The sequence below is a fragment of the Enterococcus sp. DIV0970a genome (assembly GCF_051711265.1).
Taxonomy (GTDB): Bacteria; Bacillota; Bacilli; order Lactobacillales; family Enterococcaceae; genus Enterococcus_D; species Enterococcus_D casseliflavus.
Genome location: NZ_JBIOMF010000001.1, coordinates 2,772,386 through 2,798,564 on the forward strand (window position 1 = coordinate 2,772,386; position 26,179 = coordinate 2,798,564).

Below are 26,179 nucleotides of genomic sequence, written 5' to 3' on the forward strand. Positions count from 1 at the left end.
AACTCCTATCCTTCGTTGTTTACGGTAAACAGAATCCCTTCTGCTTCAATTGTTCCGGCCGTTGTTTCGTACTCGATTACTGTATCTGGTCCACAATTTGTAACGATCACGGGTGTCGATAATTGATAGCCTTTATCCAGAATCGCCTGCCGGTCAAAGGTCAACAAACGATCTCCTCGTGCAATTGTCGCACCATTTTCGACGTTAACATCAAAAAACTCACCATTTAGATTCACGGTATTCAATCCGACATGGATCAATAATTCAACCCCTTGATCAGATTTGATACCAATCGCATGCTTAGAAGGGAAAACAGCAACAACAGTACCTGCAAAAGGTGCCCGAATGATTCCTTCATCGGGGATGACCGCAATTCCTTGTCCAGCGATTCCGCTGGCGAAGACATCGTCTTCCACTTCTGCTAAAGGCATCACTTGTCCTTTTACCGGTGAATAAATCGGAGTTGCTGCATTGGTTAAGATACTTTCTACCTCTGATTCAGGCTCTGCTTCAAATTCTGTTAGTTCACTTTCCTTCACGCCGAAGAAATAAGCCAGTAGAGCTCCTGACAACAATGAAACGGTGATTCCGATCAGATAACCCACCAAAGGACTGTAAACAGGTAAGGAAAAAATATTATGGAAAACATACGCATTCATCGTCACACCAAAAGCGCCTAACACTGCTCCGCCTAAACCACCGGAAATAGCTACGATCGGCAAAAGTCTTTTGTAACGAAGAATAATCCCATAGACGATGGGCTCTGTCACGCCGGCAAAGAAGCCAGTCAATGCAACTGGGCCTGCCAAAGCCCGCATTTTCGAATGTTTTTTCGCTCGTAAGAAGAAGCCAACTGCAATCCCGATTTGAGCAAAAACAGCGGCCAATGCCATTCCTTCAATGGGGTCTCCACCTAATCTTGTCAGATTATCTAACGTTACAGGTGTAAAGCCCCAGTGCAAACCAAACATAACCATGAAGGTCATCCCGCCCCCTAAAACGATACCTGAAAGGATTCGGCTTTTTTCAAATAACCACATTACACTTCCTGATAAAAGATCCCCGAAAAAGGTGCCGAATGGACCAAAAAGGATAACGGTCAATGGAATCATGATCATCAAACTAAGCATTGGTACGGCAAACAATTGAATGTCTTTATAAATAATCTTTTTCAAAAATTTATCTACAAATTGATAAATGAAAATAGCCGCAAAAATCGGAAATAGGGTTGTGGCATAGTCCACGGCTTGAACTGGTATCCCTAAGAAATTTGTATTTTCCACGCCAATCAACCCAGTAAACTGAGGTTCCAACAATGCTGCACCAATCACGCCGCCAACGTACATGTTGGCACCTAATCTTTTCGACAACGTGATCCCTAAGAAAATCGGTAAAAAATAAAATATTGCATTACTCGCGGCACTCAAAATGATATAAGTAGAAGATTCTGCTGATAACCAATTAAATTGGGTCAAAACCGTCAGCAGTGCTTTTAGCATCCCCGAACCTGCTAGAGCAGGAATTAAAGGAGAAAAAGCACCTGAGATAATTTCAAATACGGCGTTCAAATTAAAACCTGTTTTTTTCGAAGAACCTGTTTCTTGATCTGATAACCCAGCCATAGCTGAGATCGTCGCATAGTAATCTGATACATTGCTGCCGATTACGACTTGATATTGTCCTCCACTTTGTACAACGGACATCACATAGGGTAGTTTTTGAAGTTCCCCTTTATTGGCCTTGGCGTCATCCTTCAAGCCAAAACGCAATCTCGTTGCACAATGAACCAAGCTATCGATATTTTTTTCACCACCGATCAAGCGAATGATCGCGGCACTTTCGTTTTCAAATTTCATAGTTATTCTCCTTTTGCGTATAATAAAAAGCGTGATCTAGAAGACACCTCAAACAAAAGACTCGTTTGAGTGCTCACTCTAGGTCACGCCTGCTTTACCAGTAACGATCCGTTAAGATGCCAATCGATTTAAATGTAAGGTTAAATACAACACTTCATCTTCAGTGATTTCCCACTGATACCTATTTTCCAGAAATTGCTTGATTTTCATAGCACACTCATAATCCAACGGATATTTCAGTTGAATCACATCTAATAAACTAGACGCTGGTTGAGCTGGTAGCTCATTGCTCATCTGTCGTTTAACAAAGTAGCGAATGTGAGTGATGAATCGGGAAAAATAAATAGAGTCTTGTCTGAATTCTTTGCCATAATGATAATTGATGATCGTCAAAATATCTTTCATGACTTTGGAAATCAGCATTGTTTCTTCCATTCCGTTGTTATCGCCTAAAAAATTCACGAAATGCAGCGTAATAAAAGCAGCCTCATCTTGCGGAATATTCAGATGTGTTCGCTTTTGCATCAGCTCAACCGCTTGAAGACCAATTTCATATTCTTTCGGGTACACCTGCTTTAATTCCCATTCTAGGGGTGTTTGAATTTTCATCCCTTCTCTTGCTCTCGTCAGAGCAAAACCGATATGGTCTGCAAGTGCCACTAGCAGTGCAGGATTGCTTTCGCATTGAAACGCTTCCTCAAACAATTTTAAAATATCGCTGGCCAGTTGCAGATCACGATATTCAATCCGTTTAAGCAGCTGTTCCAAATCTGCAATGCTTTTTTGGTCGTTAATGATGAATCGCTTTTCTATTTTCTTTTGATCGACAGTGTCGCCTGGCTTCAAACCAAAGCCGATGCCACTCCCCATCACAACTTCTTCTTGGTGATTGTCGTTCAGGACTAATGAAGCATTATTATTAAATACTTTGACGATTTCCATGGTCAACACCTCCTAAAATAAAACAAAAAAATAACGTCACCAACTAGCTATGATCTTTTTCCAAAACAAACGAATGGAGAAAATCTCATACCTGTGGTCACGCCTGCATTATCAGTAACGATCCGATGCACTTACTATACTTCAAAATGAAAACGACGTCAATAGCTTTTTTAAAGCATTTTCTTGTATGAGCTTCTGACGAGATTATTCAAAAAATGGCGACAAAAAAAGACGTGTTGTCTCTTGCTGCCGCCATGCGAACCTGTAATGCCGCTTTTTCTTTTCACAAATTTCTCTTTTCATTGCCTATGCGATGGACTGTTTTCCTGAAAAATAGCTGCTCATGTATCAGCGAATTTTCTTATGTTTTCCGAAACTCATTCGGTGAAACCTGATGGTATTGTTTGAACTTTTTGTAGAAATAATCAACATTGCTGTAGCCCACCAATTCAGCAACTTCGTAGACCATTAGATTGGAATGACGTAAGATTTCCACCGCTTTTTCCATTCGTACTTCATCCAAGAACGCCAAATAATTTTTCCCAGTTTCTTTGCGAAACTTCTTGCCTAGATAGGCACTATTGTAATTGAAACGTTCCCCGATTTTTTTCAAGGTCAAATCTTCTTGATAATGCTTTTTCGTGTATTGGATCAATTCTGCAATGATATCGATTTGGTTCAAACTGCTGGCGACTGTTGCTTGCAAGTCAGCTAGTTTTGCGGTGATCACCTCTTGCAGCATTGGAAACGTCTGGGCGAGAAAAATCTGCTGATGTACTTCGTCTGTCGACCATTCGATTGCTAAGGCTACTTTTTCACTGATTTGATGCTGCAGCCATTCGATGTCACCATTGATTTGCCATTTGATCTCTTCTTCCAATGCCAATGAATGATAAAAGGTTTGATAATAGCGGGATAACGGCTGTTCTAACGGATTGTTTGCCAAAATCGCCTTAACTAATTCTTCACGCAAATCGCTTCGTTCTTCTGCTTCTTGCGTCGTATCCAAAACATGGTGAGAAATGACTTGATTGGGAAATAAGAAAATCAATTTACTTAATGTCTGGATATCGATCATCAATGGCTTCAAGTTATCTTGCGCCGCAAACCAGCGGGAGATCAAGATTTCATGGTGAGCCATTTTTTTACGGCACCACGCATCGATCGCCTCGTCAGGAAAGCGTTCCTCGTTCAACAGAACCAAATACCGATGATGCCGATGGATCAAGGTGACGACTTGCGCCACTTGCTCCTGCAATTTCTCAACCAGCTTTTGGGCATCTGCCTCCTCGGAAAGACGCAATAGCTTGATGGCTTGTGCGTCTTTGAGTCCCGTTTGATCCCCGCCAAACAATTTCTCCATCAACTGACTCTTCTGATTTTTCTGCTGATCGGTCTTGGCTTTTTGATCGATTTTCGTCAAAATACCGATCAGCTCTTCTTCGTCAACTGGTTTCAGCAAATAGGTCACAGCGCCCAGTTGCAAAGCTTGCTTGGCATAGTCAAAATCTGAGTAGCCGGATAAAATAATGGCAAAAAACAAAAGCCCTTCCTCCGATGCTGCTTGCACCATCTCAAGACCATTTTTTCCCGGCATACGGATATCAGCGATCACAACATCTGGCTTCAATTCGCGGATCATTGCCAAGCCAGCTTCGCCGTTTTCCGCCGACCCGACGATTTGATACCCCAGACGTTCCCAATCGATGATCAGAGGTAGCCCATTTCGGATCGATGCTTCATCGTCAACGATCAACACTTTACGCATTTTCCAACCTCCATTTTCAGCTACTCCTTCGTTACATCATGTTTCACTTGTCAAACTTGCCCCGTTGGTGCGAATCACCTCTTGATACCAATAAAAACTATCTTTCGGGATGCGCGCCAACTGACGTTCGCTTTGATTGTCGCGATCAACATAAACAAACCCATAGCGTTTTTTGTATCCATTCAACCAACTCAGTAGATCTGTAAAGGACCAAGCACAATAGCCGATCAGCTCAACCCCATCCGTGATGGCCTTTTGCAGTTCCACCAGATGTTCCTGCAAATAGGTGATGCGATATGGGTCATGGATCTGTTTGTCTTCTGTCAATTGATCGATAGCGCCTAACCCATTTTCAGTAATAAAAATCGGCAAGTCATAATTGGCTTGGATGCGCCGCAAGGCTACACGGAAACCAACGGGATCGATCTCCCAGCCCCAATCTGTTTTTTTCAAGTGAGGATTTTCTGCTGTCGCAAACATGGTTTCTTCGGGTGAGAACTCACCAGCTGCCGCTTGCATCAAATACGGATCGACTTTAGAAAATTCTTTCTTTTCAGCTGACTGCTTTTGCAAATTGTTTTGCTGGGCCGTCCCACCGTGATAGTAATTGATTCCTAAGAAATCAGGTTTTGCCTGTTTTAATAGTGCTTGATCTTCTGGAGTGACTTCAGGAGCCAAGCCAACTTTGGCTAATTGCTTGTACACAAATTTCGGGTATTCGCCTTTGCAATAGACATCTAAAAACCATGCGTTGTTGAAGGCTTCGCCATTTTCTGCTGCTAGCACATCTTCTGGGTCACAGCTAAACGGATACATCGGTCCATAGCCAAAACTTGGACCGATCTTGCCCTGAGGAACCAGCTCATGGAACAAATTGATCGCCTTAGCATTGGCAAGGTTGATGATATGATTGGCTGCATACATCCGTTTTAAGTCCTTCAAGCCCGGCGGATGTGCCGCCCAACGGTACCCAAGAGAAGTGAAGACATTTTGTTCATTCATGGTGACCCAATAGGTGACTTTCTTTCCTAGGCGTTCAAAAAGGATCCGGCAATACCGTTCAAATGCTTCTGCTGTTTCTCGGCCTTCCCATCCTTGATATTTGTCTTGCAAAGCCTGGGGAAGGTCCCAATGATACAGCGTCAAAATCGGCTCTACTCCTTGCCGAAGCAATTCGTCCACCAGCTTTTCGTAAAACGCCACACCCGCTTCATTGATCGCGCCTTCGCCATCAGGCAAGATTCGCGACCACGCCACGCTGAAGCGATAGGCTTTCAAGCCCATTTGCTTCATCAAAGCAACATCTTCTTTGTACCGATGGTAATGATCGATCGCCACTTTGCCGTTGGTTTCCTCAAAAGTATTGCCAGGAATTTGGGCATAGGTGTCCCAAATCGACGGACCTTTGCCGTCTTCTGCCCATGCTCCTTCAATTTGATAGGCCGCCGAAGCTGCCCCCCATAAGAAGTTTTCTGGGAAAGGATCTAAGTTTGTGTGAAACATCAAGTTGCCTCCTTCATTTCCTAAACCGAAATAAATCGGTTACATTTTATCGTATCATAATTTGGTTGATTCGTAACAATTGCCAAAAGATATTTTTTAGGTGAAAAAACTGCCGCTCCTCAGAACGACAGTCGTTTCTTATTAAAACAGGTAATCATTCAAACGAGATTTCACATATTCAATGTGGCTGGATTCTAATTCGATTTGATCATGAGCCAATGCGTAATCTGTCAGTGTTTCTAAGTTTTCCTCATCAGCAACGATCTTCGCTCCGATGCCTTCTTGGAAAGAAGCATACCGTTTTTCCTTCAACTCGTCTAAGAAGCGGTCTTCTTTTAGTTTCGCTGCTGCTTTCAACGCTCTGGCATACGTATCCATACCAGCGATGTGGGCTAACAACAGATCTTCCATTTCAAATGACGAACGACGGACTTTAGAATCGAAATTGATTCCTCCCGGTGCGATGCCGCCGTTTTCTAAGACTTCGTATAAAGCAAGTGTCGAGTCAAAGACGTTGGTTGGGAATTCATCCGTATCCCATCCTAACAGCATATCTCCTTGGTTGGCATCCAGTGAGCCTAATGCGTTATAGCTGCGGGCAACAGCGATTTCATGTTCAAAGGTATGACCAGCTAATGTTGCATGATTGGCTTCTAGGTTTAATTTAAAATCTCCTTCTAAGCCGTAGTGCTGAATGAAGGCCATCGTTGTCGCTGCATCAAAATCATATTGATGTTTTGATGGTTCTTTTGGTTTCGGCTCTAATAAGAACTGAGGTTTATGACCGATTTTTTCGCCATAAGCGATCGCCATTTTGAATAGACGGGCGATGTTGTCTTGTTCAAATTTCATGTCTGTATTCAACAAGGTTTCATAGCCTTCACGGCCACCCCAGAAGACATAGTTTTCGCCGCCTAATTTTTTCGAGATGTCTAAGCCTTTTTTGACTTGGGCTGCCGCATACGCATAAACTTCCGCATTATTGGTGGAAGCAGCGCCGTTATTGAAACGAGGATGTGAGAACATATTTGCTGTATTCCATAATAGTTTGATCCCCGTTTGTTCCATTTTTTCTTTGATCAAATCGGTGATTTCGTCTAAGTTTTGGAAAAATTCTTCTAACGTTTCTCCTGCAGGTGCCACGTCTACATCATGGAAACAGAAGAACTCTGCCCCTAATTTTTCGCAAATCTCGAAGAAGGCTTCTACTCGATTTTTCGCCGTTTCCATTTCGGTGTCACCAATCCACGTCCGTTTGTTGACAGGTGCGCCAAAAGGATCAGAACCGTCTTGCGTCATCGTATGCCAATAGGCGATTGCAAAACGTAGATGATCTTTCATTTTCTTGCCTAAAACAACTTCTTCGGCATCGTAGTGGCGAAATGCAAACATATTGTCTGTTTTAGGACCTTCGTAGCGGATTTTTTCGATCTCTGGGAAATAAGTCATTGTTGTTGCCTCCATTTTATGTTTTTTAGTGTAATAAACTAACTTACTTGTTTCCAATCATTTAGAACCAAAAACGATTCCTCGCTTTGATCAAGTAGATTGCCTGCTGCCATTACGCTACTCGATTTGCGCCAATGCATGGCAGATAGGTGCGGTTTGTTGGTAGACGGTGCGGTAGATCGCATAGATTTCTTGGTATTTGGCGACATTTTCAGGAATCGGTGCAATGGCCTTGCCGTATTTGACAAAGGCGTTAACACAGGCAGCTGCATCTGGATAAATGCCACTGCCGATTGCTGCCAGCATTGCTGCGCCCATACCTGGACCTTGCTCAGTAGACAAAGTCAGCATTTCTGCATTAAAAATATCGGCTTGCATTTGCAGCCATTCGGCATTTTTCGCACCGCCCCCCACAGAAACGATCTGGGTGAATTTCCGCTGTGCCCGTTCTTCCATGATCATTTGGGAATCTTTCAAAGAGAAGGTGATCCCTTCTAAGACGGCACGACTGAAATGCTTTTCGCGATGCCGTGTGTCGATGCCGATAAAACTACCCCTGATTTGGCTGTCGGTATGCGGTGTGCGTTCGCCCACGATATAAGGCGTAAACAGCAGGCCTTCTGCCCCTGGGTTTACCTCACTGATCGCTGAAAGCAATTCCTGAAACGATTGGTTGGGGGCAAACGTATCACGATACCAGCTTAAGGAATTTCCAGCGGCTAACGTGACCCCCATTGAATACAACTTGTCTTTGATCGCATGACGGAAAAGGTGTAGATCTCCTTGATAATCAACCTCTTGCGCTTCTTCAAAGGATAAGAACACACCACTCGTGCCAATCGACACCATGCCGACACCTTCGGCGATGATCCCTGAACCTAATGCAGCACAGGCATTGTCTGCGCCACCTGCATAGATCGTCACCTCTTGTTCAAACCCAAAGGCTTCTTGCAGCTCTTTTCGCATTTGCCCCACAGGCGCTGCTGATTCAAAAAGCGGCGGCAGTAAATCCGATGCGATTGCGAATTTTTCTAGAATGGCTTCAGACCAGCACTTCTTTTCGATATCCAGCAGTAACGTACCCGCTGCATCGGAATAATCCATCGAATAGTTCCCAGTCAGCCAAAAAGCCAAGTAGTCTTTTGGCAGCATCATGTGACGAACTTGTTGCCAATGTTCAGGCTCGTGTTCTTGGACCCATAAAATTTTTGGTAAGGTGAACCCTTCCAAAGCAACATTCTTGGTGATTGCTTTTATTTCCTCTCCAAAGGATGCCATGATCGCTTGGCATTGTTTGGTGGTTCGAACGTCATTCCATAATATTGCCGGACGAATGACTCGGTTTTCTTCATCCAATAAAACAAGACTATGCATTTGCCCAGAAAAGCTGACGCCGATCAATTCCTTTTGCAGCGTTGGAAGCTGCTGGATCAAGGTTTTGATCACCTTATCTGCCGCCTCTTGCCAATGCACCGGCTCTTGCTCACTGAACCCCGGTCTAGGGGATGACAATGGATAGTCAGCACTTGCTGTTCCTTGGAGTTCCCCGGTTTGATCAAAAACTAAGCCTTTTAACGCACTTGTTCCTAGATCCAACCCCAAAAAATAAGCCATCTCTTCTCTCCTTCCTCTGTTTGAAGCAGTTAACCATTGACCCTTAATCGGTTAATTAGCATTCAAAACTAACTAATTGGATAGTAAACGATTCTCGCATTCCTGTCAAGCGCTTTCAACGAATCTTTCATGGTTTTTCCTTCTCAAACTGCTGCTCCTACATTCTGCGTCTTTTCTTTATTCTTCAGCTTGCACAATATTAATTTGCACGGTAAACTAACACTAATCACATCTACGAAGAGGAGAATACATGATTATCAATAAAATGGGCATACGCGAACAAAATGAAGCGGCTGTATTGAAGACGATCATTGACAATGAAAATGTGTCACGAGCGGAAGTGTCAAATTTGACCCATCTCAATAAAGCGTCTGTTTCTCAAATAACCAAAAAACTGATCGACACGGACTTCGTGCGCGAAGTCGGCATTGGGGATTCCACTTCGATCGGTGGTCGCAAACCGATTCAATTGCAATTCAACCACCGCAGTAGCTTAGCTGTTACCTTTGACATCGGCTATAACTATGTTCGTGGAATGCTCTCTTATATCAATGGCGAGATGATCGCCTCCGCCGATCATTCCCATGAATTGATCACCAAAGAAAATGTACTGGCGACGATCGATTCTATGATGAAAGAATTTTGGCCGCAAATGCCGCAAACCACTCATGGATTAGTAGGAATCTGTTTGGCGATCCACGGCATCGTTCACAATCAGACGATCACCTTTGCCCCCTACTACGACTTGGAACACTTTGATTTGATCGCCCCTTTGAGCCAAAAATACAATACGGCGGTCTATATAGAGAACGAAGCCAATCTGACGGCTTTAGGCGAGTACTGTTTTTCTTCTGATTCCACGAATTTACTGAGCGTCAGCGTCCATAGTGGGATCGGTGTCGGAATCATCGTTGATGGGCAGCTACAAACCGGTACTCACGGCATGGCGGGGGAAGTTGGCCATTCTACGCTCTTTCCTCACGGCAACTTGTGTCCTTGCGGCAATCGAGGCTGCTTAGAGCAATATGCCTCGAACAAAGTCTTGTTTGACACCTACAGTCACTATACAAAAACTGCGTTCGTTAATTCGGATACCTTTGCACAAGCCTACCATGTCGGAGAAAAGTCAGCAGTCGAATTGGCGCAACAAAATGTTGAGTTTCTTAGTATTGGGCTAAACAATGTCATCACTTTTTCTGATCCCGAAGAAGTCTATATCAACAGCTCGGTCTATCGCAAAATTCCTGATTTATTACTGGCGCTGCAACAAAAATTGACCAGCCAGTTCACCAAAAACACGAAGATCAAAAACAGTCGATTAGGCGATCAGGCCCCGCTGTTTGGCGGCAACGTTTTAGTGGCGAAACATTTCTTGAATATCAACGATTTGCGCTTTGCGGCACTTGATTTGTAGCAACTGATACGCTAAATAAACGCTGGACTGAAGGAGCAGTCCAGCGTTTTCTCTTTTCACAGTAAAGAACTTTCGCTATTCTTTGAATCCTGCGACAGTTATAATACCAATTCTATACTTCAATAGAAAAAAGTCATCCAAAAACTTATTGATCGCTGACTACCTGTTTTTGCGAGATGCTATGCAGGAAAATCCGTACGATTTGATCAATCCCAAGAAAAATGATTCACGACTAGCCAGTCTTTAACTTCCGTCAGATCAGAAAAAGTTTTCACCTGTGCAGCTACTTCTTGCTCAAGTTTTGGCTGTTTAAGCAAAGGATACTTCCCATTTTTCTTGACTGGCAAAGCACTCAAATCATCCGCAATCAGAAAAGCTGGGATTTCGGCTTGTTTTGCGGCTTTTATGCCAGCTAGAGAATCTTCTAATACCAAGGCTTCTTCAGGCTTTACGCTTAATTGTTGGCAAGCTGTTAGAAAGATTTCTGGATCAGGTTTGCCCTTTCGCACTTGATCCCCAGAAACCACTGTATCAAACCAATCTGGCATCTGTTCCATTTCAAAGTACGCCTTGATTTTTTCTTTCGATGAAGAGGATGCCACGGCCATCAAGCAATCTTGTTTTTTTAATGCTTCCAACAGTTCAAGAAGGCCGGGCTTTTTGAATACCCGTTTTTCTTCAGCTAAAATCACTTCTTTCTGAAGATTCATCGCTTCTCGCCATCGATCCGTTGGTACCGTACTGCCATAAAGTTCCTGCATCCCTTTACGAATATCTGCTTCCGTTCTGCCAGTCAGGTAATAATAAACTTCTTGGCAAACTTCAAAATCATATTCCTCCGCGGCTCTTAAATAAGCGCGGTAAGCTAGACGACCTGTTTCAAACATCAAACCGTCCATATCAAAAATCACCAGTTTTATCTTTTTCATCCTATAGCCTCCTTTACTTTTCTGCGAATAAAAAAGCAATGGTACCAAAATCCTCTGGAACCCATTGCTTCACCTTGTTTATTTACAGCTGACTGCTCAACTTAGCAATGATTTTACATGCGCCAAATGGCTGTCAGCCTTTTCCCGACCTTCTTTTACTAGTGATTCTGAAAGAATGAAGGAGCCGCCAACTGCTAGCACTTGCGGATCAGATAAATAGTCTTGCATATTTTCGAGGTTGATTCCGCCAGTTGGGACAAATCGAATATCATAAAACGGACCACTGAGGGCTTTGATTGCCGGCAAGCCCCCGTAGATATCCGCAGGGAAAAATTTCACAACTGATAAGCCATAATCCATTGCCCGTTGAATGTCATTTGGCGTAGCTGTCCCTGGAAACACTGGAATGTTTTCGGCAAGACAAAATTCCACCACATCAGGTACAAGAGCAGGGGAAACAATAAAGCGCGCCCCTTTCTCAACCGCTGCTTTCGCTTGTTCTAAGGTGCGGACCGTGCCTGCGCCTACGATCAATTTGCCCGATTGAGAGAGTTTTTCAATCGCTTCTAAAGCAAGGTCACTGCGGAAGGTCACTTCAATAAAATACAGTTCATACTCAATCAGCAGTGATTCTACTACTGGCAAATAGGTAAGGTCTGTTGCAGTGTAAAGAGGCAACACCCTTGTTTTTGCCAATTGTTCATAGAGTGTCATACGCTCTCTCCTCCCTTCGTTCCCCTCGATTGCATTTGTTCTTTCAAGACGGCTTCATGAAGCCCTTGAAGATAACTGATACCAATCGCGCGATCATACAGACCATAGCCTGGCATCGCCACTTCCCCCCAGATCGTCCGCCCGTGATCAGGACGGATGACACCATCAAAACCGACCTCAACCAAGGCTTTCATAATGGCATACATATCTAACGATCCTTCAGTGGAAAGATGGGCAGATTCTTTAAATTTGCGTTCCCCCATAAACAACACATTGCGAAAATGAACAAAGTTGATGCGGCCTTTTAAGCCATGAACGATCTCCACCATGTCGTTTTCTGGATCGGCACCTAACGAACCGGTGCACAACGTCACCCCATTATAAGGCGAATCCACGATGGCCATGATTTTTTTCAAGTCCTCTAAATTTTTGGTGATCCGTGGCAAACCAAAAATTTCCCAAGGTGGATCGTCCGGATGGATCGCCATTTTCACATCTACTTCTTCACACACAGGAATGATCCGCTTTAAGAAATAGCTTAAGTTATCAAAGAGGATCTCTTGAGTGACCCCTTCATAAGTTGCCATCAAACGCTGGAACTTTTTCAGTCGTTCTTCTTCCCAACCTGGTAATTTAAAGCCTTTTGATTGGCTATGGATCAGCGTATACATCTCACTAGGTTCCATATCATCCACAACGGCTTGATCATAGAGCAAAGAGAAGCTGCCATCCTCGTTTTGATAAAATAGATTTGTTTTTGCCCAGCCGAAGATCGGTTTGAAGCTATAGCAGATCATATGTACATCACAAGCTGCTAAATTCCGAATCGTTTGAATATATTGATCGATGTAGTGATCCCGTTCCTCTGTTCCAGCTTTGATCGCATCGTGGATCGCGACACTCTCAATCCCTAATAGCGAAAGATGCTCTTTTTCAATTGATGCTTTTAGTGCGTTGATTTCGGAAACCTCCCATACATCTCCGGGCATTTTATTCAGAAGTGTTCCTACAATGCCGTGCATTCCTGGAATTTGTCGAATATTCGTTAACGGGATCGTATCCCCTTCCCCGTACCATCGAAACCCCCATTGCATTTGCTGTCATCCTTTCGTTTTTAAAAATCATCGTCCTCATCAGTTTCTTCGCTACTATCATCTGCTGAAGAATTGTGCCAAAGCGCTACACTGTTTTCTCCTTGCTGGATCACTGCTGCCACCGCCTGTTCAATCGGTGTCGCCAAAAATTGATGATTGATTGCTTCTAATACCATCGGTAGATTCACTCCGCCGATCACATACGTCTTTTCCTGAAGTGGTTCTTCTAATTGATTGATCGTTACAACCGACTGATTGTAGGGACTCGCACTCAATAGATCAGCAAACACCAAGACACCGTCCCCTTGATCTGTTTCATGAATCGCTTCATGGATTTTGTTTCCCAGAAGTTGAATATCCTCTCCGTGGTTCAAATTAACGACCGCAATATTTTCGACACTGCCCATGATCACCTCTGCAGCATCTTTAAAACCAGTACTCAGCTGTCCGTGAGTTGCCAATACGATTCCTAACAAATGTTATTCCTCCTTTTTAGCTTCCTAACCAAATAACGCAAGAACTTTTTGCATATTCCTCAGATTCAGCTCTTTTTGCTTTAATTGTTTTCTAGGCAGCACATACGTCTGATCCTGCTGCTTTTCTGCACAAAATAAATAGTTAATACTGCCTATTGCTTCACTACTGTGTTCGATCGCCAACTGCTGCAGTTGCCCTTCATTGAATTGCTTGCCGATAGCTCGAATCGGAGCATCGGCACCAATAGAATCTAAATAATAAATCTTCGCATTCGGCCTTACTGAATCACGTAACACTTCCAACCCGCGTTCTCCGTAACTTCCTTCATCAAGAAATGCGAAGGCCGTCGCTGTTTGACTGTTTTGACTGATCAAGGACAGCAGCGCTAAGATAGAGGAGGTATTGCGGGTTAGATTTTGCTGAAATCCTGCCCCGCGGCTTACGCGATTTAATAGCAGAAAATAAATACCGACCCCTGAAGCAAAAAGTGCTGTTTGCCAAGACAGCAAGGGAAATCTCCCTGAAGCAAAGTGGATATAAAGCCAAGTTCCCAACAGCCCTAAAAGAATCATCACTGCTGAAGCAGTCAGAATAAATTGATTTGTTTTACGGCCTTGCTCCTGCCGATCAAAAAAATGGTAATCGCCGAAATGCTGTGGCGGTGTATCATAATATGTGCAGATGATCCGTTTTGCTTTGGTCAGATCGCCAACATACAAATTGCGTGAGGCGTTTTTTTTCGTGTGATCATACTCGATCACCTGAAGATCTTTGCGAAACGGGATGATATCTGCGATGAGTGCCTTCAAAAATCTTTGTTTGCTTTTATCCGTGGAACGCGATCGGTAGACATACCGATAACGAAAAAGCCAATCACGAAATGTTTCTGTTTGATTCATGGTGAATTCTCCTATTCACAAATTACTCACAAGGAAGGAGGAACTCTATTTTTATAAGATCCTCCGCCTTCCTCTTCAACAGATGACGAACGCGCTCAATGATTACAAATTGAACTGCTTCAACACATCTTTAAGGGTTGATTTCGGTGCAGAAGGTGTTGCTTGAAAATAGATTGATTCCACACCGTACGCTTCGTTCATTTCTTTGAGTTTTTGCGCATCAGCTTGATTTAAATAAACAGATTTTGTTACCAAGAGATCTTTCTCGGGATCTTTTTGGGCGATACCGCCTATGTTCAATTCTTTCATTGGCACGCCGTGTTTGACTAAGTCGTACATCACACTGATGGTTTTAGCGATCAAAATACAGTTGTAATCTTTGAAGTTGTATTCATCCCAGTAAAATTTGGCTTTTTCTGGTGTAACGACGATCGTTTTTTGCCCTGTGCGGCTACCGGCATTTTTGTATAATTCCCGCATGAACTTATCCTTAGCTACTACCTCATCCACTACAAAAATCGAGTTGACTCCGCTTTTTTGTGACAAGGTCATCATGACCTGCCCATGGATCAATCGTTCATCTACTCGTGCTAAATTTACTACACCCATTTTTTCCACTTCCTTTTCTTATAAAATACCGACACCGGCTAAAATAATCAGAATCAAGGTCAGCCATAGTAATGCTTGCGTGACTTTTAATCCTTTCTTTGTATAGAACCAGTAGATGCCCATTACAACTGCTAACGGCAAAATCCCTGGTACAATCTGATCAAGGATATCTTGGATAATAAATTCTCGTCCAGAAATATCAAACTGTAGCGAAGAACTGACTTTGACATAGTTTCCAGCCAGAACCCCCATCATAAACAAACCGAGAACCGACAGTGTTTCAATTGCGGTTTGGACGCCTGTACTCTGCATCAAACCAGTTGCATTGCGCCCCATCGAAAATGCTTGACAGGCGAAAAACATTCCTAGAGAAACTTGATACAGTGCAAAGCAAATGAATGGGAACAACGCACCTAGTGGACTTCCTTGCTGTGCCCAAGGAACAGCAATCGCAATAAAGATATATTGAACGGTTCCTGAGTCGATGGCATCCCCGATTCCTGCTAAAGCACCCATCAAACCAGCTTTCGTGTTGTACATCAAATCATCTTGCATCAAAATTTCTTTTTTCTCATACTCTTCTTCGGCTCGCTGCTGTTCCATCGAAGACATTAATCCAGTGATGACTCCGCCCCCCCAACTCAGTTGGGTATTGAAAAACAGCAGTTGGCGTTTGTAGGCAGCTTTCAGTGCCTCATCGTCTTTGTAAAGTTTGCGCAAAATCGGCATCATGGCGTATAAAAGCGAGGGTGATAAATACCGTTCAAATGAATGCGGGATCTCATTGGCGAAATGCCATCTTAGGTATGCTTTTGTGACATCTTTCTTCGTGATTTCTTCTGGTGCGCCTTGCGCTTTTTGAATTGTTTCGGTCATTACTGCTCCTCCTTATCGATTAGAACCCGTCATCATAGTCATCGTCATCATCAAAGGATGGTGATGCTGTATTCGTTTCTGGGGCTGGGACCAATTTTCCTTTTTGTGACTGAACAAAAATCAACGCGATCAAAATGCCAAAAATCGCATAGGTGACCATGGTAATTTCCAGCGAACTGAAAACTACACTCATGAAATAGGCCAAGAAGAAAAAGACCATATAATCTTTTCGACCGATCACATAGACGGTAGTTGCAATCCCGATCGCTGCCAATCCGCCGCCGACTACTTCTAAAATATGAATAACGACTGTCCCCTCAAGAGCATTGATGACATCAGCAATCAGCGGAGCGCCTAAATAAAGTGCAATAAATACCAGCGGAACAAATAAAATAAATGAAGCCAGCGTTGGGTATAAAATAATTGAACGCGTCATGGCCTTGGCATTAAGATCTTCTACTGCTTTATCCGTATACTTTCCTAAGAAGGTATTGATAAAGAAACGGAACTGATACAAATAACTCCCTAGCAACCCAACAGGAACGGCAACAGCAATCGCTGCTTCTGGTTGCAGATTTCCTAGCAAAGCTACCGGTACGGCAATCGCCGCAGCAATTGAAGGTTCCGCTGGCATGGATCCGCCAGGAGAAAATACCCCCATGTAAATCATTTGTAAAGCGGCAGTAACGATCATGGCTTGAGCCACATTTCCCATCACCAGTCCGACAACTAATCCCGTCATCAATGGTGAAAAACGTAAAGTCAGTGTGGCGCCTCCGCCGAGCCAACGAGACATGACTGCTGCAACCCATAGCGCAATCAGTAAACTTTGTGTAACACTTAATGTATCCATTTTTCCTCCTCCTAAACTTCTTTCAAATAGTTTTCTAAATCAAGAACAGCTTCTTTCAAGCGTTCTTTGGTGATTAAGACTGGAATCAAGTGTACTTTTTCTTTCGAATCTATGAACTGCACCAACTGATCGATGACTTGTGCATCTTCAGGAAAAATACCCATTTGATGTAAACTCATTGGTAAGTGCAATTCTTGATAAAAGGGGATCAACTGATCGATGACCGTCCATTTTTCTTCAAGGGCTAATTGATAAAACATCCCATAGGCAACCTTTTCCCCGTGAAGAAAACGATGACTTTCAGGCAGATATTTACTGATGGCATCATGCATCGCATGCGCCGCTGCATTGCGGGCATATTTATCGCCTAGCCCGCCTACCATTCCAGCAACTGCAATAACGATCTCCGACAAGTGACAAAAGGCGTCTGTCACTTCCTGCCGCTTCATATCTTCAATCGCTTGTTTCGATTGTGTCAAAATAGCTGTTTCGCATAATTTTGCTGTATAGCCTGCCATTTGCAAGAAGGGCTCATTTTTCAAATGTGGTTGGGCTAAGATTGCTTCCGATTCAATCCACTTTGCCAACGTATCTGCTAAACCGGCGATGAAGTAGGAGACTGGTGCATCGATCACTAACGTCGGATCGGTAATCAAAAAAGCAGCCTGTCTTAAATAGTGTTCCGACTTTCCTTCAGATTCTCCCGACTCTTTATACATGACAGACAAGGGTGTCCATGGTGCACAATTACTGGCCAATGTTGGGATCAGTCCAAAGGGTCGATTGACTACATGTGCTGCATATCCCACTAAGTCGGCTAACTTCCCGCCGCCAACCCCCAGAATAAAATCGATCGCCAGTTCTTCAACAAGATCAGCAATCAGCCCAGCGCCATAATAGCTGCATTCTCCCGTGTAGCGATGATAAAAAATTTCCAAATGCGCATCTTCTAAAAAGAGTAATTTTGGTTTTGCTTTTTCCCATGAAACCGTTCCATGTACGAGCAGCAGTCGTTTTACTTTGTACTCTTTTAATACTTCCGGCACATAGTCGATCGCGCCTTCATGGTAACGATAAACTTGCGGTCCAACCTTTACTTTTAAATCCGTTAGCACGAGTTTCACTCTCCTTTATACAGCCAAAAACCGACTTTCCGCTTGAACAGCACGGTCTGGCAGCAGCCCCTTAACGATTCGTTCAATATCCGTTACACATTTGTTTCCCATCTCTTCTAAGCATTCCATAGTATAAGCCGATGTATGCGGTGTCATAACTACATTTTCAAAAGCTAAATACGGATGATCTTTATGACCAGGCTCTTCCTCTAAGACATCGGTGGCAAGACCAGCGATTTTCCCACTTTTTAATCCGCTTACAATTGCCTCTTCATTCAAAAGTGCGCCACGGGCACTATTGGAGAGATATACTTGATCTTTCATTTTTGAAATTTCTTCAAAGGAAATCATATGATAATTTTCCTCCGTCAAGTTAGCACATAGACAAATAATATCTGATTTTGCTAGCAGCTCGTCTAGCTCGACTTTTTTTCCGCCATAGCTTTGAATATGCAAAGCGGACTTATATGGATCGTATGCCAAAACCTCGCAGCGGAAACCATTTCTCAATATTTCTACTACACAACTTCCAGTATTGCCGACACCGATCACCCCTACCGTCTTGTTAAATAAAGCCCGTCCGACAAAGTTCGCTCGTTTTTCCCATTGATCTTCGCGGACTTTTGTATTCGATTCAACTGTACAGCGCAGAAGCGCCAATAGATTGGTCACATTATTTTCTGCTACTGCATCTCGCTCGACCAAAGCTGGAATGATCGAAACAATCGTTTGGTGGTCCTTCGCTGCTTCTAAATCAATATTGTTATAGCCGATCCCGTGGCGTGTGATCAGTAGCAATTCATCTTTATACTCAAAAAACTCTTTGGTAAAAAATGGGGTAACACTTGCTATAATGATGTTGTATCCCTTAAGCTTTTCTGCCAATTCTTTCCCATTGATTTCGCTATCGAACGTGAAATGACTGACAGTTCCGATTGCTTTCAACCGCTCGATATGTTGCGGAAAGATTTTTCCAAAGCTGCTGGAATTCACTATAGCGATCTTAAACTGTTCCATATTCTTCCTCCTTATTCTTTTGCAACAATCTCGTGACCACCAAAACCATTCCTTAGCGCAGAGACGACTTTTGCTGAGAAACTGTCTTCTTCTTGGGACAAATTTCTCATAAACAAACTCATAGCGATCGTCGGTACAGCAACATTCATCTCCAAAGCCGTTTCCACTGTCCACCTAGCTTCACCAGAAGCTGCAACAACCCCGCGATATTCCTCCAACTTAGGGCTCTCATTAAATTGGGCCGCTGCGATTTCCATCAGCCAGCTGCGAATAACCGATCCATGATTCCATACCTCTGCGACGGAAGCCAAATCAAAGTCATAGGCACTTTGTTCAATCAATTGAAAGCCTTCACCAATGGCTTGCATCATTCCGTATTCGATACCGTTATGGACCATCTTTAGAAAATGACCGCTTCCTGATTCCCCTGCATAAAGGTAGCCTCCTAAAACAGCCACATCTGCAAACAAAGATTCCACCTCTAAAAAAGCGATTTCATTCCCGCCAATCATCAAACATGCATCTTTTCTAGCTCCGGAAACCCCACCAGAAGTCCCACAATCAAAGTAATGCACCTCTTTTTCTTTAAACCAGGCTGCTCGGCGAATCGAATCTTTGTAATTAGAATTTCCGCCTTCAATCACGATGTCTTTCGCTGATACAAGGGGCCATAGTTCTTCAAGAATCCCCTCAGTCACAGTTCCCGCAGGAAGCATCAACCATAAAACCCGTCGGCCGCTAAAAGAATTCGTCAAATCAGCTAGCGTTTGATAGAGTGTAATTCCAGCTTCTTGCGCTGTTTTCTGCGCATGTATCGAAAGATCCAGCCCTTTTACTTGATAACCTTGATCTTTTAAATTGAGGGCCAAGTTCAATCCCATTTTTCCAAGTCCGATAATTCCTATCTCCATAACAGCGCCTCCATTTCATACTTTCATTATACAAAAAAATATTTTTTTGTAAATATAAAAAATAAAAATAATTTTTATTTGCTTTTTTTCTTTAAAAGAGGTAACGTAACAATACAAAGATAATAATGTTCATATAAAGGAGGTAACCGTCTTTGACTGTTTCGATTCGCCTGCAAATAAAAACGCTTTATAAAGACTTAAGTCTCAAAGAACAAGCGATTGCCGACTACATTTTGGAAAATCCTAGTAAAGTCAGCCACAGTTCAATCAGTGATTTATCCAATGAATTAGGCATCGCTGATTCGACCTTTTTTCAATTCACAAAAAAACTCGGTTACAACGGATTTAAAGACTTCAAAATGGCAATGCTGATGCAGGAAAATGATTTTTCTGCCATTTCGATCCATGAAAATATCCAGAAGTCTGATAATGAATTGACTATGGCTCAAAAAGTATTTGATTCCAATATGACCACATTGACTGATACCAAAAATCTTTTGAAAGAAGAAGATTTAAAGCTTGCTGCTGCAATGATCAATCAATCTAAACGACTTTTTTTCTTCGGCGTTGGTGGTTCAGAGATCGTGGCAACCGATGCCTATCACAAATTTTTGCGCTCGCCGATCACTGTTTTTCACAGCAGTGATTATCACATCCAACTGATGGAGGCTTCATTGTTGACGCCAGATGATTGCGGCATTTTTATCTCTCATACTGGAAAATCAAGAGAAACCATTGAACTAGCTCAAGTTGCCAAAAACAATGGTGCCAAAATTATCGTCATTACTAGCCATGCTGCTTCCCCTTTAGCCAAACTCGGCGACGTGGTTTTCATCTCTATTTCCGAAGAAACTGAGTTTCGCTCAGAGGCATTGGCATCCAGAATCGCTCAACTGAGCATCATGGATTCCCTCTATGTCATCTTAATGTTTATTAATCGAGACAAAGCACAACAATCGATTGCCAAAATTCGGCGCTCCATTTCAAAAATCAAAGAACCCTGAGAAGGGAAGAAAAAACTTAGATTTTTCTGCGTTTCGCTAATTCTTTTGTGAATCACAGTTGATATGCAAAAAAACTTGTGCTTTTTTCTGTACTCTTCTTTGGTTTCTTATCAACTTTTTCAGTTCTGAATCTCAAATGCGCTGAGCCTGCCAAAAATCTTGTCCCTTACTCTCGCAAAAAAACCACATCACAAAGCTATCCGCTCTGTAATGTGGTTTTTTAAGACTATCTTTTTTTAGGTAAATCAATAACGACTAGACACAATCTCTGCTCCAAAGGGCATCAACGCTAAGCGCGCCATTTTCAATGATTGCGCCGCAAATGGAATGCCGATGATCGTGATGGCTAGAATGACTGCGCTAGCTAAATGTCCTAAAGCCAGTGGTATACCAGAAAAAATCAACCATAAAATATTGAGAATCACGGACACGCCACCGCCACGGTAAACGATGTCTTTCCCAAATGGTGCTAATGACAAAGTCGCAAACTTAAAACATTGCAGACCAATGGGAATGCCGATGATGGTGATACACCATAAACACCCAGCCAAAAACCATGAGATCGCACCGATTAAACCGCCAAAGACAAACCAAATCACGTTGCCTAAAAAATTCATCTGATTACCCTCCTTCTTTTTTAATAAAGACTGCTCCTGTTTTAGCAAAGAAAGCAGAGGACATCGTTAGCACTCAGATGTGCACTAGCGTCCCTGCACCTTCCCCTGCGCGCTTCTCTTTTTTCTTAATACAAGCGAAATACGTTATTTTGTAAAATGCTTATTGTCCAGAATCAACGGTTGATTCGCTGCTGTTATTTGATTCATTTGAGTCATTGCCGAAGACACCGGTGATCGAAGACCAGATGCCGCTAAAGAAGCTCTTGATATTTTCCCAAAGGCCCTTAGAGGTTTCTTCGATTTGCTTGCGAGCTTCTGACAGATCCAATTCTTTGATGAAGTCATCGAAGATATTGTTGTCTCGCATGTCGCTCATTAAAGAGGTCAATTCAGAAATTTGATTTTCCGTAACGATTCCTTCAAGTCCGTTGTCCTTCAAGGCTTTTTCTACTGTCTCTTGAATGTCTGCTTGAGTCAATTCCGTACCATCTGCGGTTTGAGCAGCCAAATCGGTTTTCGCTTGTTCTTGCGCAGCATTCAAAGCTTCATCGGAATAGCCTTCTTTGTCTTTGTTCTCTTCGGTGATCGTAGAAAGCACATCCATCTCATCTTGAGCTACAGCTACTCGATTCTGATTGATGACGCCGCCTGATTCTTCAACGATTTTGTAAACCCCAGCTAACGCACCGGAACCGTCGATCGGTACAGCAGAAGCAACCGTTAACTTCGCATCAGTGATCCCTGCCGTCAGCGCCGCATTTTGATACTGGGCTGCGGTGATGCGGGTAATGTTATCTGGTGTCGCGATATCGACAGTGATTCCTGCCCCGCTTTCTAGCGTCTGCATTCTGACCGAGCTATAGACCGCCCAATCTGCGGTAAAGCCACCATCGGGAATGTATTTCATCAAGTCAGCACCGTTTGTCGTATAAATCGGTGTTTCGCCTTGAATGCCCAGACGTTCAAGTGTGTAGTCTTCTTGTGCTTTCGTCAAGGCATTTCCGATCGCCACGGCATTGACTTGCAAACGATCTGAACTGCTGTCAGAAGTACTTGTTTGACTATCGGTAGTGGCTGTCGTTGCGGTAGAATTGCTCGTTGCAGTGGAACTGCTGGTCGTTGAATTGGTTTCGTCAGCAAAAACTTGTGGTGCTGCTAATAAAACTTGGCTAGATACCAAGAGAGTCGCTAAAATCATCGCTGGTTTTCGAGTCTGTTTTTTCATCACTATATCCTCCAAGTGTTGATCTCTTTTTCAGGGATTTTTTCCCTCTTACTGCTGTAATTGTACTATAGGTTTTCTTGCAAAGCCTACGTCTAGGGTCTGAAATGAAGAAAAACTTAGAACTCTACTGCTATTTAAAAAAGGCGTACTTTGGTATTATCCTTGGTACAGCAATACTTTAGACGCTTTTCTTTTCATCAACTGTTTTTTTAGCAAAACCAACAGTATAGGATTTCAAACGGCTGCCCACTTTCCTCAAACCAAGAAAGGCTCCCGTTAATGCTATCGTATAAAAGAACAACGGAAACCCTGCGAGTGAAAAAAAGACCTTCCCGGTTTCTAGAAACAGCGGGTGACTCAGAAAGATCAATCGACTAGCCTCAGCTGCTTGTTTTGCTTGCCAAGTCCGCTTTGGGGGTTGCTGCTTGATCAGCCAAGCAAGGAAAAAAAGAGTCGTCGGCACAAAAAACAGCATGAAATTCTTATCGTCCCCCTGATTGAGATACACCAGTCGACCTTCAATGCCTAATAAGCAAAGAGAGACCGCGAGTTTTCTGCCAAGATGCTTCGTAAAAAAAGGGTGTTTTTGGTGTTCTCTTAAACAAACCCCACACAGTAAAAATAAAAACCCATAAAAGAGTCCGTTTCTCGTTGTAAAAAATAGTGTCCGATAGCTTTGATAGCATACCAATAAAGGTCCACTTAAATAACTGCTGTACGTTTCAAGACAGCCAATCACATACAAACTGATCGCCAGTAAAAACTGCCGCCGATAGCCAAGAAAGCGAGTTTTTCGTACTAACCACATGCCAAAGAGCAACGCTGGAAAATACCAAAGATGGTACCAGACCCCTACTGTAAAAAAGCCAGTAGCCAAACCGATGACCCGTAATGAATCAGCAAGATTTTGCTGCCCTAAATAAAACCAGCCTAAGGGAAGATACACGATCGACCAACGCAAGTAAAGCTTGAGTTGTCGTTTGCACCATTGCTGCCATGAACAGGTACTCTTTTGAAAAAAATAGCCATTCAGCAGCAGAAAAAAAGGAACTGCCAAACGACATAAGAGACTCTTTAACAAAAAATGAAGCCCGTTGTTTTCTGCCAGTCGACCACAGTGAACGAGAATCACCAGTAAGGAAGCGATGAATTGGATGTAGCCAATTGGAACCATAGGTTGTTTTGTCTTCATTCAATCGTTTCTCCTTTCTCTGTCAAATTTGATCAAACATCCTTCACTTTACTGGCCCTTTCTTTTTATGACCAGCACTGAAAGCTTCCAGAATAGAAAGACAGTGCAACAAGTAGAAACATTGATAAATAAAGGATGTTACCCTTTGTTGCATCGTTAATTTCATAGATCCTCGTTCGCATAGAAAAGAGTTTGCTATAATATATAAGAAGAATGATGGAGGCAAAACAGACACATGGATATTGGGAAAATTATTAAAGAAGAACGCACCAAACGAAATCTCACGCAAGAACAATTGGCGCAGGAATTTTTTGTCACTCGGCAACTGATTTCAAAATGGGAAAACGGCAAGAGCTATCCTGATCTAGATCAAGTAGTCAAGCTGAGCAACTATTTTGAATTGACCTTGGACTATTTATTAAAAGAAGACAAACAGATGGTCCAAGAACTCAATCTGACCACCCACCGCAAACGAATTGGCCTCGTATTGATCGCCCTTTTGACTGTTCTCAGTATTAGCTTAAGTACGATTTTGCTGGCAGGATTTTGGATCGATCCAGTCTTTTTCACAAAAGAAGACCTAGCGATCACTTCTATTAAAAAGTACCACTTGCCTGCCACTGAGATAACGAATCAGGAAACCGGACAAGTGATTCAGCTGCCTGAAGATACGGAATACTTGATCACTTATACGATCGATCGGCCGCTGGTAAAAACGGGCCGTCTGTCGGGTTATAAAGAATACAGCAGCGAAAATGCCAGTCAATTAACGGCTTTTGGTCATCGCGGTTTTCATTTTGGCACGCAAACAAGCAAAATCGTCATTCGCAGTAATCGCGAAGACAATTTAGCTGCACCAGAATTAAATGCAGGCAAGGATCTTTATCTTCGTAATATGAATAAAGCGCGCGTCTATCAAAAATCAGCAGCTGGTGTCGCATTTTCTATCGAAGATGAAGGCGACCTCCTCTTTACTGCAGAAGAACTGGCGCAATTGCCCTTTGAACAAGGACAGCTGCCAGAGTAAACAAAAACCACCGAATCGTTTTGATTTGGTGGTTTTTGCTGACTTTCTTATCCTAGCAAGATCATTGCGATCGCCGCCAAGGCGTTATTGAGAAAATGCATGGCGATGGCTGTTTCTAGACGCTTAGTTTTTACATAAATCAACGCCATTATCAGTCCCATAGCACCATAAATCAAAAACTCGACCAGATTGGTGACGGAATGGATGATACTAAAAACGGCTACACTTGAAATGATCCCGACTATCGGGTATTTCTTGAATAAAAGGCCGATAAACCCACCACGGAAAACGATTTCTTCCATGATTGGCGCCGCCACAGCGATCAATAGGAAGATCAAAAGCGGATTTTCGCCTGTAAACAGTTCCCCTAACAATGCATCATTCGCGGTCGCCTCTTGATCCGATATATACTGCAGATACATGGTACCACCAACAGCAACGACTCGACCTAAAACAAAACCACCGATGATCCATAGCCAGTTGCGCTTCGTTGACCAGCCAAAGTCAAAGGTGGCAAGTCCTAGCTTCCGAGCCAAATACATCAGTAGGCCAATGTTTGCCAAAAGCAAGGCAATCAACCCATAGCTCATCATCGCAGGAATCCTCGGTTCTCCGGCTTCCAAATAATAGATTTTTACCACACTGAATACGGTCATCCCTACTTGACTTAGTAAGAATAAGCCAATCAAAATAAATAAGTTCTTTACTGCTTTCATGCTCTCCTCCATCGTTTGCTCATTGCATTTTGCAGGATTGGGTTACGACAAACCATGACACAGCCCATCACTTGGTTCCCCATATATCCAGAAACTGCTTAGCCGCTATCGGCTTGTTTCTAATGATACTGAGTTTCCTCAGTATTTACAACAAATAAAAAATAAAAACAGTTATTTTGCGTATTTTATCCAACAAACCACGTTTTTTCTTTCGCTGCTCTCAAAAAAATATAAGTAGTATTTGAAAAAAGCGCTCTCTTATGCTACACTGTTCCTACTTTTGTTTGGCTGACGAACCGCTGCCCCAACCATGTTCGTTTGGACCAACTCGTTGCGAGTATTCGATTTCGAATGCTCT

24 protein-coding genes are annotated in these 26,179 nt (G+C 42.9%); 3 read left to right on the forward strand and 21 right to left on the reverse strand.

All coding sequences use genetic code 11. The features are described 5' to 3' along the window. Positions 1 to 5 precede the first annotated feature (5 nt). From IGK14_RS13335 to xylB, 6 genes are all read right to left on the reverse strand, one after another. Positions 6 to 1,856 (reverse strand): beta-glucoside-specific PTS transporter subunit IIABC, encoded by a 1,851-nt coding sequence (locus IGK14_RS13335; RefSeq protein WP_010749937.1) that lies wholly within the window; start codon positions 1,854 to 1,856, stop codon positions 6 to 8. Positions 1,857 to 1,967: 111 nt separating this feature from the next. After that, positions 1,968 to 2,798, reverse strand: coding sequence for a BglG family transcription antiterminator LicT (licT, locus tag IGK14_RS13340; protein WP_010749938.1), 831 nt, complete (start codon positions 2,796 to 2,798; stop codon positions 1,968 to 1,970). Between the two features lie 361 nt (positions 2,799 to 3,159). Beyond that, entirely contained in the window at positions 3,160 to 4,566 is a 1,407-nt protein-coding gene (locus IGK14_RS13345) for a response regulator transcription factor (RefSeq protein WP_438712417.1), read from the reverse strand. 36 nt (positions 4,567 to 4,602) lie between these two features. Then, positions 4,603 to 6,069 (reverse strand): glycoside hydrolase family 1 protein, encoded by a 1,467-nt coding sequence (locus tag IGK14_RS13350; protein WP_010749940.1) that lies wholly within the window; start codon positions 6,067 to 6,069, stop codon positions 4,603 to 4,605. A gap of 141 nt (positions 6,070 to 6,210) precedes the next feature. Beyond that, the gene (gene xylA, locus IGK14_RS13355; RefSeq protein WP_008380597.1) at positions 6,211 to 7,518 is read right to left on the reverse strand and encodes a xylose isomerase; all 1,308 of its coding nucleotides are present in this window, start codon (positions 7,516 to 7,518) and stop codon (positions 6,211 to 6,213) included. A gap of 117 nt (positions 7,519 to 7,635) precedes the next feature. Further along, positions 7,636 to 9,132, reverse strand: a complete 1,497-nt coding sequence (xylB, locus tag IGK14_RS13360) for a xylulokinase (protein ID WP_010749941.1) — start codon at positions 9,130 to 9,132, stop codon at positions 7,636 to 7,638. Between the two features lie 250 nt (positions 9,133 to 9,382). On the opposite strand from xylB, the gene IGK14_RS13365 reads away from it, so the two are divergent. Beyond that, positions 9,383 to 10,546, forward strand: coding sequence for an ROK family transcriptional regulator (locus IGK14_RS13365; RefSeq protein WP_010749942.1), 1,164 nt, complete (start codon positions 9,383 to 9,385; stop codon positions 10,544 to 10,546). A gap of 206 nt (positions 10,547 to 10,752) precedes the next feature. Here the strand turns inward: IGK14_RS13365 and IGK14_RS13370 are convergent, their stop codons facing one another. From IGK14_RS13370 to gnd, 11 genes are all read right to left on the reverse strand, one after another. Then, on the reverse strand, positions 10,753 to 11,475 hold the full coding sequence (locus IGK14_RS13370; RefSeq protein ID WP_010749943.1) for an HAD family hydrolase: 723 nt from the start codon (positions 11,473 to 11,475) through the stop codon (positions 10,753 to 10,755). A 96-nt stretch (positions 11,476 to 11,571) separates the two neighbouring features. Beyond that, positions 11,572 to 12,189 (reverse strand): bifunctional 4-hydroxy-2-oxoglutarate aldolase/2-dehydro-3-deoxy-phosphogluconate aldolase, encoded by a 618-nt coding sequence (locus IGK14_RS13375; protein WP_438712418.1) that lies wholly within the window; start codon positions 12,187 to 12,189, stop codon positions 11,572 to 11,574. Continuing rightward, positions 12,186 to 13,283 (reverse strand): mannonate dehydratase, encoded by a 1,098-nt coding sequence (uxuA, locus tag IGK14_RS13380; protein WP_010749945.1) that lies wholly within the window; start codon positions 13,281 to 13,283, stop codon positions 12,186 to 12,188. The genes IGK14_RS13375 and uxuA overlap by 4 nt, the downstream gene beginning before the upstream one ends. Before the next feature lie 20 nt (positions 13,284 to 13,303). Then, positions 13,304 to 13,759 (reverse strand): PTS sugar transporter subunit IIA, encoded by a 456-nt coding sequence (locus IGK14_RS13385; protein WP_010749946.1) that lies wholly within the window; start codon positions 13,757 to 13,759, stop codon positions 13,304 to 13,306. Positions 13,760 to 13,783: 24 nt separating this feature from the next. After that, positions 13,784 to 14,659: a hypothetical protein gene (locus tag IGK14_RS13390; RefSeq protein ID WP_010749947.1), complete on the reverse strand. Its 876-nt coding sequence runs from the start codon at positions 14,657 to 14,659 to the stop codon at positions 13,784 to 13,786. Positions 14,660 to 14,761: 102 nt separating this feature from the next. Further along, positions 14,762 to 15,268 (reverse strand): PTS system mannose/fructose/N-acetylgalactosamine-transporter subunit IIB, encoded by a 507-nt coding sequence (locus IGK14_RS13395; protein ID WP_010749948.1) that lies wholly within the window; start codon positions 15,266 to 15,268, stop codon positions 14,762 to 14,764. A gap of 18 nt (positions 15,269 to 15,286) precedes the next feature. Continuing rightward, on the reverse strand, positions 15,287 to 16,144 hold the full coding sequence (locus IGK14_RS13400) for a PTS system mannose/fructose/sorbose family transporter subunit IID (protein WP_010749949.1): 858 nt from the start codon (positions 16,142 to 16,144) through the stop codon (positions 15,287 to 15,289). A gap of 19 nt (positions 16,145 to 16,163) precedes the next feature. After that, complete coding sequence (locus IGK14_RS13405; RefSeq protein WP_005228432.1) at positions 16,164 to 16,997, reverse strand: PTS mannose/fructose/sorbose/N-acetylgalactosamine transporter subunit IIC; 834 nt, start codon at positions 16,995 to 16,997, stop codon at positions 16,164 to 16,166. A gap of 11 nt (positions 16,998 to 17,008) precedes the next feature. Next, positions 17,009 to 18,112, reverse strand: coding sequence for an iron-containing alcohol dehydrogenase family protein (locus IGK14_RS13410; RefSeq protein WP_005228431.1), 1,104 nt, complete (start codon positions 18,110 to 18,112; stop codon positions 17,009 to 17,011). A 15-nt stretch (positions 18,113 to 18,127) separates the two neighbouring features. After that, entirely contained in the window at positions 18,128 to 19,129 is a 1,002-nt protein-coding gene (locus tag IGK14_RS13415) for a D-isomer specific 2-hydroxyacid dehydrogenase family protein (protein ID WP_010749950.1), read from the reverse strand. A gap of 11 nt (positions 19,130 to 19,140) precedes the next feature. Then, the gene (gene gnd / locus IGK14_RS13420; protein ID WP_438712422.1) at positions 19,141 to 20,040 is read right to left on the reverse strand and encodes a phosphogluconate dehydrogenase (NAD(+)-dependent, decarboxylating); all 900 of its coding nucleotides are present in this window, start codon (positions 20,038 to 20,040) and stop codon (positions 19,141 to 19,143) included. A 152-nt stretch (positions 20,041 to 20,192) separates the two neighbouring features. Here gnd and IGK14_RS13425 point away from each other — a divergent pair, with 152 nt between their 5' ends. After that, positions 20,193 to 21,044 carry a MurR/RpiR family transcriptional regulator gene (locus IGK14_RS13425; protein ID WP_005228428.1) on the forward strand — a complete coding sequence of 284 codons (852 nt, stop codon included), beginning with the start codon at positions 20,193 to 20,195 and terminating at the stop codon, positions 21,042 to 21,044. Between the two features lie 245 nt (positions 21,045 to 21,289). Here the strand turns inward: IGK14_RS13425 and IGK14_RS13430 are convergent, their stop codons facing one another. The 3 genes from IGK14_RS13430 to IGK14_RS13440 form a co-directional block, all read right to left on the reverse strand. Next, the gene (locus tag IGK14_RS13430) at positions 21,290 to 21,661 is read right to left on the reverse strand and encodes a YccF domain-containing protein (RefSeq protein WP_010749951.1); all 372 of its coding nucleotides are present in this window, start codon (positions 21,659 to 21,661) and stop codon (positions 21,290 to 21,292) included. Between the two features lie 160 nt (positions 21,662 to 21,821). After that, the gene (locus tag IGK14_RS13435; RefSeq protein WP_081116047.1) at positions 21,822 to 22,886 is read right to left on the reverse strand and encodes a DUF1002 domain-containing protein; all 1,065 of its coding nucleotides are present in this window, start codon (positions 22,884 to 22,886) and stop codon (positions 21,822 to 21,824) included. A 178-nt stretch (positions 22,887 to 23,064) separates the two neighbouring features. Then, on the reverse strand, positions 23,065 to 24,078 hold the full coding sequence (locus IGK14_RS13440; protein WP_010749953.1) for an acyltransferase family protein: 1,014 nt from the start codon (positions 24,076 to 24,078) through the stop codon (positions 23,065 to 23,067). Between the two features lie 235 nt (positions 24,079 to 24,313). Between IGK14_RS13440 and IGK14_RS13445 the strand changes: the two genes are divergently transcribed. Then, positions 24,314 to 25,105 (forward strand): helix-turn-helix domain-containing protein, encoded by a 792-nt coding sequence (locus IGK14_RS13445; RefSeq protein ID WP_010749954.1) that lies wholly within the window; start codon positions 24,314 to 24,316, stop codon positions 25,103 to 25,105. A gap of 47 nt (positions 25,106 to 25,152) precedes the next feature. Here IGK14_RS13445 and IGK14_RS13450 read toward each other — a convergent pair whose 3' ends face one another. Further along, positions 25,153 to 25,821: a CPBP family intramembrane glutamic endopeptidase gene (locus tag IGK14_RS13450; RefSeq protein ID WP_010749955.1), complete on the reverse strand. Its 669-nt coding sequence runs from the start codon at positions 25,819 to 25,821 to the stop codon at positions 25,153 to 25,155. Positions 25,822 to 26,179: the final 358 nt, after the last annotated feature.

Bases quoted from the DNA above. Each gene is read 5' to 3' on its own strand.
- xylA (WP_008380597.1), bottom strand. From the start codon at position 7,518: ATGACTTATTTCCCAGAGATCGAAAAAATCCGCTACGAAGGTCCTAAA.
- licT (WP_010749938.1), bottom strand. From the start codon at position 2,798: ATGGAAATCGTCAAAGTATTTAATAATAATGCTTCATTAGTCCTGAAC.
- IGK14_RS13400 (WP_010749949.1), bottom strand. From the start codon at position 16,144: ATGACCGAAACAATTCAAAAAGCGCAAGGCGCACCAGAAGAAATCACG.
- IGK14_RS13440 (WP_010749953.1), bottom strand. From the start codon at position 24,078: ATGAAGACAAAACAACCTATGGTTCCAATTGGCTACATCCAATTCATC.
- IGK14_RS13390 (WP_010749947.1), bottom strand. From the start codon at position 14,659: ATGAATCAAACAGAAACATTTCGTGATTGGCTTTTTCGTTATCGGTAT.
- IGK14_RS13365 (WP_010749942.1), top strand. From the start codon at position 9,383: ATGATTATCAATAAAATGGGCATACGCGAACAAAATGAAGCGGCTGTA.
- IGK14_RS13350 (WP_010749940.1), bottom strand. From the start codon at position 6,069: ATGTTTCACACAAACTTAGATCCTTTCCCAGAAAACTTCTTATGGGGG.
- IGK14_RS13445 (WP_010749954.1), top strand. From the start codon at position 24,314: ATGGATATTGGGAAAATTATTAAAGAAGAACGCACCAAACGAAATCTC.
- IGK14_RS13415 (WP_010749950.1), bottom strand. From the start codon at position 19,129: ATGGAACAGTTTAAGATCGCTATAGTGAATTCCAGCAGCTTTGGAAAA.
- IGK14_RS13450 (WP_010749955.1), bottom strand. From the start codon at position 25,821: ATGAAAGCAGTAAAGAACTTATTTATTTTGATTGGCTTATTCTTACTA.
- IGK14_RS13435 (WP_081116047.1), bottom strand. From the start codon at position 22,886: ATGAAAAAACAGACTCGAAAACCAGCGATGATTTTAGCGACTCTCTTG.
- IGK14_RS13345 (WP_438712417.1), bottom strand. From the start codon at position 4,566: ATGCGTAAAGTGTTGATCGTTGACGATGAAGCATCGATCCGAAATGGG.
- IGK14_RS13430 (WP_010749951.1), bottom strand. From the start codon at position 21,661: ATGAATTTTTTAGGCAACGTGATTTGGTTTGTCTTTGGCGGTTTAATC.
- xylB (WP_010749941.1), bottom strand. From the start codon at position 9,132: ATGGCTTATTTTTTGGGGTTGGATCTAGGAACAAGTGCGTTAAAAGGC.
- IGK14_RS13405 (WP_005228432.1), bottom strand. From the start codon at position 16,997: ATGGATACATTAAGTGTTACACAAAGTTTACTGATTGCGCTATGGGTT.
- IGK14_RS13375 (WP_438712418.1), bottom strand. From the start codon at position 12,189: ATGACACTCTATGAACAATTGGCAAAAACAAGGGTGTTGCCTCTTTAC.
- IGK14_RS13395 (WP_010749948.1), bottom strand. From the start codon at position 15,268: ATGGGTGTAGTAAATTTAGCACGAGTAGATGAACGATTGATCCATGGG.
- IGK14_RS13370 (WP_010749943.1), bottom strand. From the start codon at position 11,475: ATGAAAAAGATAAAACTGGTGATTTTTGATATGGACGGTTTGATGTTT.
- IGK14_RS13335 (WP_010749937.1), bottom strand. From the start codon at position 1,856: ATGAAATTTGAAAACGAAAGTGCCGCGATCATTCGCTTGATCGGTGGT.
- gnd (WP_438712422.1), bottom strand. From the start codon at position 20,040: ATGGAGATAGGAATTATCGGACTTGGAAAAATGGGATTGAACTTGGCC.
- uxuA (WP_010749945.1), bottom strand. From the start codon at position 13,283: ATGCAATGGGGGTTTCGATGGTACGGGGAAGGGGATACGATCCCGTTA.